Raw genomic sequence first — 12650 nt, 5'->3', positions numbered from 1 at the left:
CCAAAAATTTAGGCTTAGTGCGTTTCCGGTGACATGGCCCTCGCACTGCCTGGCGCGGCTGCCTGGCCCTGCACCAGATCGTGCACGAACCGCAGCTTGACCATGGCACCGGACGACAGGGCGAACGGGTAGGCATCGTGCTGCCCCAGGCTGCGATTGAGGCTGTTGAGCAGGAGTGTGAGAGGCACCCACTGGCGCACCATGTCCTGAAAGTCGGGGCGGTCCGTGGCAAACGGGTCGGTCACCTGGTGGCGGGTGGCGGCATGCGGGTCGGGCACCGTCACGCTGGCCTGGTAGCTGGCCGCCGTCTCCAGCAGGTCGAGCATGTGCAGGTAGTGGGCCCAGGTCTCGGCCCAGTCCTCCCAGGGGTGCGCGGCGGCGTAGGCACTCACATGGCTTGCTGCCCAGTCGCCCAGATGACCGCCCAGCGCGTAGTGCGCGTCCAGGGCGGCGGCGTAGTCCTGGCGTTCATCGCCAAACACTTGCCGGAACGCCTCGGTGCGACCCCCGTCGCGCACCAGCTGGTCCCAATAGAAATGGCCGGACTCGTGGCGCAGGTGACCGATCAGCGTGCGATAAGGCTCGCCCAGGGCAATGCGGCGCCGGGCGCGTTCATCATCGTCCGCCTCCGCGATGTTGAGCGTGATCGTGCCGCTGGAGTGGCCGGTGAGGACAGAAGGTGCGCCCGGCATGTCCGCCAGAAATTCGAACACCGGTCCGGGCCGCCCCGGCAAAGGCTCCAGGCCCAGGCGCGCCAGCGTGTAAAAAAGCTGGCGCTTGGCCGCTTCGATCTGCTTCCAGCGCCCCAGGTTGGCGACGTCAGACAGGTACGGAAGCACCCGCGTCTGACGGCAGGACGCGCACAGGTCTGAAAAGTCGTTGGCGGGCACGGCGAAATTGCAGGCCTGGTAGTGCGTGTGGTTGTGGCACATGCGATAAAGCCGCCCACTGTACGCAGTACCCCCGCGCTCGCCCATCCTGCGCCACAGCCCGGGCCCGTCCTGCGGTGCAGGCGCCAGCGCCGCCATCGTGAGCTGATCCGGCACAAAGGCCAGCGCGTTACCGCAGTGCAGGCACTGCACGCTGTCAAAAAAAACCAGATGACCGCAATGGTCGCAATTGAATACCCGCATGGTGATGAGCTTAATGCAGCGAGGCGAGTCGCAAGTTGCGCCAGCCAATGAAGACCTGCAAGCGCCAGGCTCCTCCATGAAAAAAGGTTCCGGAGCAAGCCCCGGAACCTTTTCCATCTCACCGCGCACGGTGGTTGCCGTTGAAGGTGCCGCAACCGGCGTGCGCTCGCGCCTTATCAGGGACGCACGACGATGCTGTTACGCACTTCACGCACGTTCTTGGTGTTGCGGGCAATGGCCTCCGCCTGGTTCTTTTCGGCCTGGGACTTGGCAAAGCCCGACAGCTGAACCGTGCCATTCAGCGTTTCCACGCTGATGGAGGTGGCGGACACCGTCTTGTCTTCAGCCATCTTGGCCTTCACGGCGGTCGTGATGCCGGCGTCATCGATGTACGAACCCGCGGTCTGCTGGTTGCGGGCCACAGAACAGCCAGTCGCCGTCACGATGGTCATGCCAGCGACGGCGGCGAAAGCGAGTGCACGTGCGTATTTCATGGTATTTCCTTTTTTCAAGATAGGTTGGGAACGCGGGTGCTGGGTAAATGCAGCCTGCCGGTCTGTTGCACCCTCCGCGACCGGCGGACTGTGGGAAATGACTTAGTAGCTGGCGCGGCGGCGGGACATCCACAGCACCAGCGTCGCCAGGGCTGCCCCCGAGGCGGCGGCGATCACCATCGACTTGCCCGGTTGTTGCGTTACGTATTGGGTGGTGGCATCGGCTGCGTGTTGTATCTGGCGGCGGGCCCGGGCGCTGGTTTCAGCGCAGTAGCCAATGCTTCGCGAAGCAAGTTCCTGGGCGCGGGCGGCCAGGTCATCGATCACCGGGTCGGTCTGGCTGCGCAGGGAACGTACGCCCTCTTCAGCCTTTTCCAGCGAGTTGTTGGCGGCGGTGCGCGTGGAATGCACGGCGTCCTGGGCGGTTGCCAACACGTCATCGGCCAGGGTTTTGGCGGTGGTGGCGACCTTGTCAGTGGCGGTTTGGATGCTCATGGGAAAACTCCTTCAAATTTGGGTGGTGTGGGTACAGGGCTGAGAAGGCGTCTAGCCTTTTTTGAGCAGACCCAGAACAAAGGTCACGACTGCCATGATGATGAACACAAAGAACAGAATCTTGGCGATGCCGACAGCACCGGCGGCAATACCGCCAAAGCCGAACAACGCCGCAATCAGCGCGATCACCAGAAACACAACTGCGTAGTGCAACATTCTTTTCTCCTGTGAGAGGCCGGTGTGCCGGCGTTGGTGGGTGGCACAGAACTTCAGCGCCTGGAGATGACTGTAGATGGGCGGCGGCGCACGGGATGCCGGTTCCCGGCGCGCGAGCGTGTCGGTGGCGCAGCGGGACCGGTGTAGGACAGGGGCCCGCGGGAAATCAGGCGCAAAAAACGGAGCGACGGACTTGCGACGTGGCACGACCATGCAGCGCGCCGGGCATGGTCACGATGAAAGTGGCCGAGGTGGGCCAATGGCGGCACACGCACGCCTTTGCAGGCTCAGCTACTGGTACGCGCGCCCTGCTGCAACGGCAGCGTGGCCGACACCACCGTGCCATTGCCCGGTTGCGAGGTGATGGACAACCGCCCCCCTGCAGACTCCACCCGGTGGCGCATGCCTGACAGGCCGTGCGACGTGGGGCGCACGGAAGCGGGGTCAAATCCCTGGCCATCATCGCGCACCTGCACTGCGACATGGGTGGGGTACCCATGCACCGACACCAGCACCTTGCTGGCCTTGGCGTATTTGCCAATGTTGGTCAGCGCCTCCTGCACCATGCGGTACACGGTGAGTTGCGTGGCATCGGGCAGTTTCACTGCTTCCAGGCTGGTCTCGACTTCGATGCCTGCGCGCTCTGCGTATTCACGCGTAAGGATTTCGATGGCCGCGGTGAGCCCCAGATTGGCCAGTGACGAGGGGCGCAGGTCTTCAATGATGCGGCGCTTGAGCGCAATGCCGCTGTTGAGGGTTTCCGTGAGGTGCTTGAGCCGCTCGGCCACCTCGGGCACGTTGGCATCAATTTTTGACTTGAGCCGCGCCACATCCAGCTTGGCTGCTGTGAGCAGTGCGCCGAGCTCGTCGTGGAGTTCGCGCGCAAGATGTCCGCGCTCTTCTTCGCGCACCTGTTGCAGGTGGTTGGCCAGCTCCGAGAGCGTGGCGGTACGCATCTTCACCAGCCCTTCGAGCCGGTCGCGCTCGCGTTCAAGCAGGGCCTGTTCCCGCTGATTGACCACCTGCAGCGCCTGCGCCTGCCGCAGGTACATGTAAAACGCCAGCAGGCCGATGACAGTGACCGTGGCAATGCCGATGCGCGACAGCATCAGCGATTGCTCGATCTGCTCACGCCCCTGGTGCACGTAGGTGTCGCTGCGGGCAATGAGCTCCTTGGCGTGCTCACGGATGGCCTGCATGTGCTCCTTGCCCACATCGGTGTGGAGGATGAACTTCCAGGCGTCCTCGTTGCCCTGGCGGCGCAGGCGCAAGCTGAGCTCCATCTCCGCGAGCTTGCGTGAAATCTGCCGCGACAACAGCGCGAACTCCTGCATGTCGCGCGGTGAATCCATGAACAGCTCGCGCAACTGGTCCAGGTTGGTCTGCACGCTCGCTACAGCCTTGTCGTAGGGCTCCAGATACGTCTCGTTGCCCGTGAGCAGGTAACCCCGCTGGCCGGTCTCGGCATCCAGCATGCTCTGCAAAAGAGTGTTCACCGCACGGTGGGCGTTTTGCCCCTGGGTCATCTGTTCCACCGCGCCTTGGGATCGCATGTGTCCTGTCTCGTTGATGGCCACCAGAACCATGGCCGCCAGCAATGCCATCGGCAAGCTCAACGCCATCTTGCGCACCTTGGGTAACCAGATGCGGGTGTTTTCTTTAAGACTCATACGCGGAATTCTGGATAATGTGTGAGGAACCTGGCACAACCCTGCAACCAGGGTCAATGTGCCGACAAGCATTGCAACCTATCAACCTCAGGAGCGGTACCACCGCCCTGCGAAAGAAAGATCGATGATCAAAATTGGCATTGTGGACGACCACGCGATTGTTCGTTCGGGGCTGCGGCAGTTCCTCTCGGAGCACGTGGACCTGCGGGTGGAAGGCGAGGCCGGCAACGGGCGCGAGGCTATCGACCTGGTGCGCAACAAGGAAATCGATGTCCTGCTGATGGACCTTTCCATGCCCGGCCAGAGCGGTCTGGATGCACTGGCCATGCTGCGCGCCAAGGCGCCGGACATGGGCATCCTGATCCTGAGCGGCTACCCTGAAGAGCACTATGCGATCAACCTGATCCGCCAGGGTGCGAGCGGTTACCTGAACAAGGAATGCGAGCCGTCGGAAATTGTGGAGGCGATCCGCACGATCGCCCTCGGACGCCGCTACCTGACGCCCGCAGTGGCCGAGCTTCTGGCCCAGCAACTGAACCGCAAGGACGACGCGCCGCCGCATGAACAATTGTCGGAACGCGAGTTCCAGGTGTTCCTCAAGCTGGCCAAGGGCGAGACCGCAGGCGACATTGCCAAGGCGCTGTCGCTGAGCGTGAAAACGGTGAGCACCTACCGCACGCGGCTGATGGAGAAGATGAGCCTGTCTTCCAACAGCGACCTGACCTACTACGCTCTCAAGAACCGCCTGATTGACTGACATGGATCGATGGCCTCAGTCTGGGGTCATGGTCTGGGCAAGCTGCCAGAGCATCAAGACGGTGAGGGATGTCGCGCCAGCAGCGCGCATCCTGGAGCAGGAAATCAGGCGGACTGGCCGGCCGCTGGATGCGGGGTATTGGCGTTCATGCCATGGTTGCTGTGCTGGATGCAATACTCCACCAGCGCATCGATTTCATTGGACTTGTCAAACACGGCGTCCACACCCAGCTGGGCGCAACGCATGCGCACATCCGGGGTTGCGTAGTTGCTGAGAACCACCATCCTTTGCCCCGGCCGGCGATCGCGGCACGCTGCCAGCACACCGAGGCCACTGCCCTGCCGCAGGAACAAATCGACGATGGCAAGATCCCAGAGGTCGGTTGAGGCGGCGAGCCAGCTCTTGCCCTCGTCTTCCGTCTCGGCAAACCCAACCGCTTCCACAGACGCCAATTCTTCCAGAGTACCAATCAGGTTCTCGCGGATGGTCGCGTTGTCTTCAACAATGTAGGTTCGGAGTTTCACGGGAGAGAGGTCCAGTTTCGCTACAGGGCACGGTTGCGCTGATCGAGCCTCAACTTTAGTGCTGGTATCAGGGCGATTCTGCCAGCCACCACACGGGGTGGTTGTAGGGATATTCCTACGCAACAACACCACACACGGGGCAATGCACCGCGCGCGCCACATGCATCGTGCTCCACTCCATCGTCCTGCCATCGAGCATCAGAAGGCGTCCCGCCAGGGACGCACCGATACCTGCGATCAACTTGAGAGCCTCTGCAGCCTGCATGGCCCCCACCACCCCAACGAGGGGTGCGAACACGCCCATGGTGGAACAGCGCACCTCTTCAAATTCCGCATCCGGCGGAAAAACGCAGGCATAGCAGGGGGATGCCGCGTCGCGCGGGTCCACCACAGTGATCTGCGCATCAAAGCGGATCGCCGCGCCGGCCACGAGGGGCTTGCGATGGCGCACACAGGCTGCGTTGATGGCGTGGCGTGTGGCGTAGTTGTCGCTGCAGTCGAGCACCACGGATGCGTCCTGCACGAGCGCGTCCAGCGCGGCGCCATCTGCGCGCACCTGCAGCGCGGCGACCTTGACTTCCGGATTGATGGCCTGCATGGCAGTGGCGGCGGATGCCACCTTGGGAAGGCCCACACGGGCGGTGGTGTGGGCAATCTGGCGCTGCAGGTTGGTAAGGTCCACCACGTCGTCATCGACCAGGGTGATGCGCCCCACTCCGGCAGATGCCAGGTACAGCGCAGCAGGCGACCCGAGGCCACCCGCCCCGATGATGAGGGTGTGGGCATCCAGCACCTTCTCCTGCCCCTCTATGCCCATCTCGTCGAGCAGGATGTGGCGTGAATAGCGCAGGAGCTGGTCGTCTGTCATGGAAGGCAATCCAAAAAATCAAAAATGGCAAGACCGCATGCAAGGCGGGGCAGCACAAATGGCAAAGGCCGGATTTCGCTGGAAATCCGGCCTTCAGCGCAGGGGGCGAGCGCTTAATTCTCTTTCTTTTCGTCCGTGCGTTCAGTCAGTGTCTTGCTGACCAGCACGGGGCGGCCCTTGAGCTGGTTCAAGGCCTGCACCAGCTGGAAGTCCTTCTCGGAACCGAACTCTGGGATCTTGCGATCGGACGCTGGCTTTTTGGCCTCTTCCTCCAGGCGCTTGCGGGCGTCTTCGCGGGCTTTCTCACGCGCCTCATCCTTTTTCTCTTCACCCTGCCCGCTGCCCAGGTGCTTGTCCAGATCGGCCTCGCGCATGCGCAGGGCTGCAAAGATATTGCCTTCTTCCGACTCGTCAATCATCACGTCGGGCACGATGCCCTTGGCCTGGATCGACTTGCCGCTTGGCGTGTAGTAACGGGCGGTGGTCAGCTTGATGCCGGTATCCGGGCCCAAGGGGCGCACCGTTTGCACCGAGCCCTTGCCAAACGTCTGGCTGCCCATGATGGTGGCACGCTTGTGGTCCTGCAGCGCTCCGGCCACGATCTCGCTGGCCGATGCCGAGCCTTCATTCACCAGCACCACCAGCGGCACGGACTTCAGGGCCGCAGGAAGCCGGCGTAGCGGGTCGCCGCTGCCGCGGCGCTGGTAGAACTCGGGCGAGGCCTTGTAGGTGGCCTTGCTGTCCGCCAGTTGGCCGTTGGTGGAGACCACCGTCACATTGGCGGGCAGGAACGCTGCCGAGACTGCCACGGCAGCGTCCAGCAGACCACCGGGGTCGTTGCGCAGGTCCAGCACCAGGCCCTTGAGATTAGGTTCCTGCTTGTACACCTCTTCAACCTTGCGGACAAAATCGTCCACAGTGCGTTCCTGGAACTGCGACAGGCGGATCCAGGCATAGCCTGGCTCCACCACCTTGCCCTTGACGGACTGTGTCTTGATTTCTTCGCGGGTGATGGTGACGGGGAAGGTCCGGCTCTCGTCCTTGCGGAAGATGGTGAGCGTCACCTTGGTGTTGGGCTCGCCGCGCATGCGTTTGACGGCATCGTTGAGCGACAGGCCCTTGACTGCGGTCTCGTCGATCTTGGTGATCAGGTCATTGGTCTTGAGTCCGGCGCGGAAGGCAGGCGAACCCTCGATGGGCGACACGATCTTGATCAGGCCGTCTTCCTGCGTGATCTCAATGCCCACGCCCACAAAGCGGCCCGAAGTGCCCTCGCGGAATTCCTTGAAGGACTTCTTGTCGAAATACTGGGAGTGCGGATCCAGGCTGGACACCATGCCCGAGATGGCGTCGGTGATGAGCTTTTTGTCATCCACCGGCTCAACGTAATCGGTCTTGACCAGACCGAACACGGCGGACAGTTGCTGGATTTCTTCGAGCGGCAGCGGCGACATGGCGCCACGCGCCACCGTTTGCAGTGACACCGTGGTGAGCGCACCCGCCACCACGCCTACCGACACCCATCCTGCAATCTTGAGTTTGTGGCCCATACAACACCTTTTACCGCTTCAAAACCAATATACACCTTGGAAGGGCCGCACCCGCTGCAGTTCCGCATGGATGCTCACTTTCGCGCGGAATAAGCAGGGGTTTCCCCGCTCTTTACCTGCGATTTACGCTTTGCCCTGCGACGCCACGGCGGCTGCAGCCCTGGCCGCCGCTTCCGCATCGCCCAGATAGTAGTGGCGGATGGGCTTGAGATCGGCATCAAGCTCATATACCAACGGGATTCCGTTGGGAATGTTCAGGCCCACGATGTCGGACTCGGAGACGTTGTCCAGGTACTTCACCAGCGCGCGGATGGAGTTGCCATGCGCCGCCACCACCACGCGCTTGCCCGAGCGGATGGCGGGCGCCATGGCTTCGTTCCAGAACGGCAGAACACGGGCCACGGTGTCTTTCAGGCATTCGGTCAGCGGCACGCACCCTTCAGCCAGGCTGGTGTAACGGCGGTCGCTGCGTTCGCTGCGGGGGTCGGTGGCTTCCAGCGCCGGCGGGGGCGTGTCATAGCTGCGGCGCCACACCAGCACCTGTTCGTCGCCGTATTTCTTGGCCATGTCGGCCTTGTTCAGGCCCTGCAGGGCGCCGTAGTGGCGCTCGTTGAGGCGCCAGTCCTTGACCACGGGCAGCCAGGTGCAGTCCATTTCGTCCAGCGCGTACCACAGGGTGTGGATGGCGCGCTTGAGCACGCTGGTGAATGCGAGGTCAAACTCGTAACCCTCGGCCTTGAGCAGCTTGCCGGCCGACATGGCCTGCGAGACCCCCGTGGGCGTCAGATCCACATCCGTCCAGCCGGTAAAGCGGTTTTCAAGGTTCCAGGTGGATTCGCCGTGGCGGATCAAAACGAGCTTGTACATGGTTTCCCCAGGAAATGCGGGCCAAAGAAAAATCGGACCAAACCCGGCATTCTAGAATTACGCGGTTCGCCAACCCAAGGAATCTTTGTGAAATTCATTCTCGACAACTGGTACCTGATCTTCGTGGCAGTGGCTTCCGGCAGCATGTTGCTGTGGCCCGTGCTCAAGAGCGCCAGTGGCGGCTCGCTGACACCTGCGCGTGCCGTGCAACTCATCAACCGTGAAAAGGCCGTGGTTATCGACGTGTGCGAAACCGAAGAATTTGCGGCCGGCCATGTGGGCGGCGCCAAAAACATTCCGCTGGGCCAGCTCGAAGAACGCCTGCCCGCCACCGTCAAGAACAAGGCCCTGCCCCTGGTGCTGGTGTGCACCAGCGGTGCCCGCGCCAACCGTGCCGTCGGCATTGCCAAGAAGCTCGGCTATGACAACGCCCAGGCCATGGCCGGTGGGCTCAAGGCCTGGCGCGAAGCCAGCCTGCCGGTGGAAAAAGGCTGATTCGTCCCCATCTGCAGAAATCGCCCGCTTTTTCTGACCCGCTTTTCCCCGGAAGGACCGCCATGCAACCCGTGAAGATGTACACCACCGCCGTCTGCCCCTACTGCGTTCGCGCCAAGCAGATCCTCAAGTCCAAGGGCGTGGAGCAGATTGAAGAGATCCGCATTGACACCGACCCGGCCGCGCGCAGCCACATGATGGAAATCACCGGCCGCCGCACCGTGCCGCAGATCTACATCGGCGACACCCATGTGGGTGGCCACGACGATCTGGTGGCGCTGGACAGCCGGGGCGAGCTGATGCCCCTGCTGGGCGCTGCCTGACGGCACCTTCGGGCGCTGCATAATGCAGCCCCATGTGCCCGCTGCGGGAGCTGCTCCCCGGCGGGTTTTGTTTTGCTAGCAATTCGTAAGAGCAAAGAGACTTCACCATGGCCGATCAAGAAAACCCCGTATTCCAGATCCAGCGCGTCTACCTCAAGGACATGTCGCTGGAGCAGCCCAACTCCCCCGCCATCCTGCTCGAACAGGAGCAGCCCAGCGTGGACATCCAGCTGGGCGTGGAAGCCACCCCCGTGGCCGAAGGCATCTTTGAAGTGGCCGTGACCGCCACGGTGCAGACCCGCATCAAGGACAAGACGGTGTTCCTGGTCGAAGCCAAGCAGGCCGGCATCTTCGAGATCCGCAATGTGCCCGAAGACCAGATGGGCGCCATCATGGGCATCGCCTGCCCCCAGATCGTGTACCCCTACCTGCGCGGCAACGTGGCCGACGTGATCAACCGCGCCGGCTTCCCGCCCGTGCACCTGGCTGAAATCAACTTCCAGGCCATGTTCGAGCAGCAGCAGGCCCAGGCGGCAGGCGCGCCCGCCTCCACGCTGGCGCAATAATTCCGTCGGCAATTTGAGGTCTTTTTGGCCTCCAGCGCTTGATGGATAAGCGCTAACAGCTATGAAAATCATAGTACTTGGTGCCGGAGCCTGGGGCACCGCGCTCGCGATGAGCGCCGCCCAGCACCCTGCCGGCCATGCGGTGACGCTCTGGGCGCGCGATGCCGCCCAAGCGCTTGCCATGCGCACCGAGCGCCAGAACCCGCGTTACCTGCCGGGCCTGGCCTTTCCCCCTTCTCTCACCGTGGCCGATGGCGACTTTGCGGCGCTGCTGCACGGGGCCGATCTGGTCATCGTGGCCACGCCGATGGCGGCGCTGCGCAGCATGCTCAAGGCGCTGCGCGGCTGCACTGCGCCCGTGGCATGGCTGTGCAAGGGCTTTGAGGCGGTTTCGGCCGAAAAGCCGGAGTCTTTTGGGCTTCTGGCGCATGAGGTACAAGCGCAGGTAGCTCCTGAACTGATAGCAGGCGTCTTCAGCGGCCCCAGCTTTGCACAGGAGGTGGCCCTGGGCCAGCCGACCGCCCTGGTGGCCGCCAGCCCCCACGCGAAGGTGCGCGATGCCCTGGTGCGCGCCTTTCACAGCCCCAGCGTGCGGGTGTATGCCAATGAGGACATCGTGGGCGTGGAAGTGGGCGGCGCGGTGAAGAACGTGCTGGCCATCGCCACCGGCCTGTGTGACGGACTGGCACTGGGGCTCAACGCCCGGGCCGCCCTGATCACCCGGGGGCTGGCCGAGATGACGCGCCTGGGTGTGGCGCTGGGGGCCCGGCCGGATACCTTTATGGGCCTTTCGGGCCTGGGGGATCTGGTGCTGACCGCGACGGGCGACCTCTCGCGCAACCGCCGCGTGGGCATGCTGCTGGCGCAGGGCCAGAGCCTGCAACAGGCGGTGCAATCACTCGGCCATGTGGCAGAAGGCGTGTACAGCGCACGCACAGTGGCGCAGCGTGCGGCGCTGTTGGACGTGGAGATGCCCATCACACGGGCGGCTGTGGCGCTGCTGGATGGGCAGATCAAGCCCGAAGCCGCAGTGGCCCTGCTGATGGGCCGCGGCCCCGCGCAGGAGTGGACATAACCTCCGAGGTTGTTTTAGAGCTGCGGGCACCGCCCGCGCAACCCCGTAAAAAAGCCGCGCAAACCCCAAAGGGCCTGCGCGGCTTTTGCTTGGCGGGTGCCGTCGGATCAGAACACACCAAACAGCATGAGCAACAGAATCACGGACAGTGGGACGCCAAGTAGCCAGGCAATGATGGGCATGGTGATCTCCTGAAAAGGGTTGAAGGGGTTAGGTGGTTCCACTGTAGGCCCGCGCTCGTGACGCCCGTGTGCGCCAGCGCTGCGCGTGGCCGTAGGCCCGTGCCTACCGGCTGTCGGCGCAGCGCCCGCCCCCTTCCGCCCTCTCAGAGCCCCAGTTCCAGCGCCAGCAACTCGTCCACCGTCTGGCGGCGGCGGATCAGGCGGGCCTGGCCACCATCCACCAGCACCTCGGCAATCAGGGGACGCGTGTTGTAGTTGGAGGACATGCTTGCGCCATATGCCCCGGTGTGGTGGATAACCAGCAGGTCGCCCACATCGGCCGCAGGCAGGTCGCGCGGCAGCACCACGCCGCCGTCGCCCTGGGTGAACACGTCGCCGGACTCGCACAGCGGGCCCGCCACCACGCTGGCTTTTTCCGCCGCCGTGGCGCCATCGCGGCGCAGCACGCTCATGGCGTGGTAGCTGCCGTACATGGATGGGCGCATGAGTTCGTTAAAGCCGGTATCGACCAGCACAAAGTGGTTGCTGCCCGCGTTCTTGGTGGCACGCACCTGGCCCAGCAGCACGCCCGATTCGGCCACCAGGAAGCGGCCGGGCTCGATCTCCAGGCCGAGCTTGTGGCCCACGATGGCCTCGGCCTGCTGGCGCGCGGCGTCCCACAGGCCGTGGTAATGCTGTGTGTCCACCACCGGGTCGCCACTGCGATAAGGGATGGACAGGCCGCCACCGGCCGAGATGGCGTGCAGGTCATGCCCGGCGGCATGGGCCGTGCGCACCAGGTTGACCATGGCACCGCACACTTCCTGCAGGTGGCTGTAGTCCACGCCCGAGCCGATGTGCATGTGCAGGCCCACCAGCTTCAAGCCGTGCTGCTGGATCGCATCCAGTGCGGCAGGCAGGTCGGTGTGCCAGATGCCGTGCTTGCTGTGCTCGCCACCCGTGTTGGTCTTGTTGCTGTGACCATGGCCAAAGCCGGGGTTGATGCGCAGCCACACCGCATGGCCCGGCGAACGCGCGCCCAGCTGGTGCAGCATGTCGATCGAGCCAGCGTTGACCGGCACGCCGTGTTCCACCACGCAGTCGAGCGTGGCGGCGTCGAACAGGTCGGCGGTAAAGACGATCTCCGACGGCTCTCCGCCGGCCGTGTAGCCGGCCGCCAGCGCACGCAGGATCTCACCGCGCGAAACCGCATCCACCTTCACGCCCTGCTCGCGCATGAGCTTCAGGATGTGGATGTTGGAGCAGGCCTTTTGCGCAAAGCGGATGGTGTCGAAGTTGGACACCTGTGCGATGCGCTGGCGGATGGTGGCCGCGTCGTACACCCACAGCGGGGTGCCAAACTGGTCGGCCAGGGCCCAGAGCTGGGCGGGAGAGAAGGGATTGGACATACGAAGGGCTTCCAGAGGCCAGCAAGGCGGAACGAAGCGGCGATCAT

The 12650-nt window shown here is 63.5% G+C and carries 15 protein-coding genes; 5 read left to right on the top strand and 10 right to left on the bottom strand.

Annotation, left to right across the window (positions count from 1 at the left end; all coding sequences use genetic code 11):
• Nucleotides 1-14: 14 nt before the first annotated feature.
• The 5 genes from KYG_RS03465 to KYG_RS03445 all read right to left on the bottom strand — a co-directional run bounded on the left by KYG_RS03465 (nucleotide 15) and on the right by KYG_RS03445 (nucleotide 4008).
• Nucleotides 15-1133, bottom strand: coding sequence for a putative zinc-binding metallopeptidase (locus tag KYG_RS03465; protein ID WP_008903438.1), 1119 nt, complete (start codon nucleotides 1131-1133; stop codon nucleotides 15-17).
• A 176-nt stretch (nucleotides 1134-1309) separates the two neighbouring features.
• Entirely contained in the window at nucleotides 1310-1627 is a 318-nt protein-coding gene (locus tag KYG_RS03460) for a BON domain-containing protein (RefSeq protein WP_008903437.1), read from the bottom strand.
• Between the two features lie 102 nt (nucleotides 1628-1729).
• A complete protein-coding gene (locus KYG_RS03455) occupies nucleotides 1730-2122 on the bottom strand; it encodes a hypothetical protein (RefSeq protein ID WP_008903436.1) in 393 nt (130 codons plus the stop codon).
• Nucleotides 2123-2173: 51 nt separating this feature from the next.
• On the bottom strand, nucleotides 2174-2338 hold the full coding sequence (locus tag KYG_RS23545; RefSeq protein ID WP_008903435.1) for a DUF1328 domain-containing protein: 165 nt from the start codon (nucleotides 2336-2338) through the stop codon (nucleotides 2174-2176).
• A gap of 287 nt (nucleotides 2339-2625) precedes the next feature.
• Nucleotides 2626-4008, bottom strand: a complete 1383-nt coding sequence (locus KYG_RS03445; protein ID WP_008903434.1) for a CHASE3 domain-containing protein — start codon at nucleotides 4006-4008, stop codon at nucleotides 2626-2628.
• Between the two features lie 124 nt (nucleotides 4009-4132).
• On the opposite strand from KYG_RS03445, the gene KYG_RS03440 reads away from it, so the two are divergent.
• Nucleotides 4133-4765: a response regulator transcription factor gene (locus tag KYG_RS03440; RefSeq protein WP_008903433.1), complete on the top strand. Its 633-nt coding sequence runs from the start codon at nucleotides 4133-4135 to the stop codon at nucleotides 4763-4765.
• Between the two features lie 104 nt (nucleotides 4766-4869).
• Here the strand turns inward: KYG_RS03440 and KYG_RS03435 are convergent, their stop codons facing one another.
• From KYG_RS03435 to gpmA, 4 genes are all read right to left on the bottom strand, one after another.
• The gene (locus KYG_RS03435) at nucleotides 4870-5289 is read right to left on the bottom strand and encodes a response regulator (RefSeq protein ID WP_008903432.1); all 420 of its coding nucleotides are present in this window, start codon (nucleotides 5287-5289) and stop codon (nucleotides 4870-4872) included.
• Nucleotides 5290-5404: 115 nt separating this feature from the next.
• Nucleotides 5405-6157: a HesA/MoeB/ThiF family protein gene (locus KYG_RS03430; protein WP_008903431.1), complete on the bottom strand. Its 753-nt coding sequence runs from the start codon at nucleotides 6155-6157 to the stop codon at nucleotides 5405-5407.
• Between the two features lie 113 nt (nucleotides 6158-6270).
• Nucleotides 6271-7707 (bottom strand): S41 family peptidase, encoded by a 1437-nt coding sequence (locus KYG_RS03425; RefSeq protein ID WP_008903430.1) that lies wholly within the window; start codon nucleotides 7705-7707, stop codon nucleotides 6271-6273.
• Nucleotides 7708-7830: 123 nt separating this feature from the next.
• A complete protein-coding gene (gpmA, locus tag KYG_RS03420) occupies nucleotides 7831-8574 on the bottom strand; it encodes a 2,3-diphosphoglycerate-dependent phosphoglycerate mutase (protein ID WP_008903429.1) in 744 nt (247 codons plus the stop codon).
• Nucleotides 8575-8661: 87 nt separating this feature from the next.
• Between gpmA and KYG_RS03415 the strand changes: the two genes are divergently transcribed.
• The 4 genes from KYG_RS03415 (at nucleotide 8662) to KYG_RS03400 (ending at nucleotide 11033) form a co-directional block, all read left to right on the top strand.
• Nucleotides 8662-9069, top strand: coding sequence for a rhodanese-like domain-containing protein (locus KYG_RS03415; RefSeq protein WP_008903428.1), 408 nt, complete (start codon nucleotides 8662-8664; stop codon nucleotides 9067-9069).
• A 62-nt stretch (nucleotides 9070-9131) separates the two neighbouring features.
• Nucleotides 9132-9392: a glutaredoxin 3 gene (gene grxC, locus KYG_RS03410; RefSeq protein ID WP_008903427.1), complete on the top strand. Its 261-nt coding sequence runs from the start codon at nucleotides 9132-9134 to the stop codon at nucleotides 9390-9392.
• Nucleotides 9393-9499: 107 nt separating this feature from the next.
• A complete protein-coding gene (gene secB / locus KYG_RS03405) occupies nucleotides 9500-9958 on the top strand; it encodes a protein-export chaperone SecB (protein WP_008903426.1) in 459 nt (152 codons plus the stop codon).
• 61 nt (nucleotides 9959-10019) lie between these two features.
• Nucleotides 10020-11033 carry an NAD(P)H-dependent glycerol-3-phosphate dehydrogenase gene (locus tag KYG_RS03400; RefSeq protein ID WP_008903425.1) on the top strand — a complete coding sequence of 338 codons (1014 nt, stop codon included), beginning with the start codon at nucleotides 10020-10022 and terminating at the stop codon, nucleotides 11031-11033.
• Between the two features lie 325 nt (nucleotides 11034-11358).
• On the opposite strand, the gene lysA is transcribed toward KYG_RS03400, so the two are convergent.
• Nucleotides 11359-12603 (bottom strand): diaminopimelate decarboxylase, encoded by a 1245-nt coding sequence (lysA, locus tag KYG_RS03395; protein ID WP_008903424.1) that lies wholly within the window; start codon nucleotides 12601-12603, stop codon nucleotides 11359-11361.
• Nucleotides 12604-12650 lie beyond the last annotated feature (47 nt).

The organism is Acidovorax sp. NO-1 (assembly GCF_000238595.1).
GTDB lineage: Bacteria > Pseudomonadota > Gammaproteobacteria > Burkholderiales > Burkholderiaceae_C > Acidovorax.
This window is presented reverse-complemented; position numbering and strand designations above follow the sequence as displayed.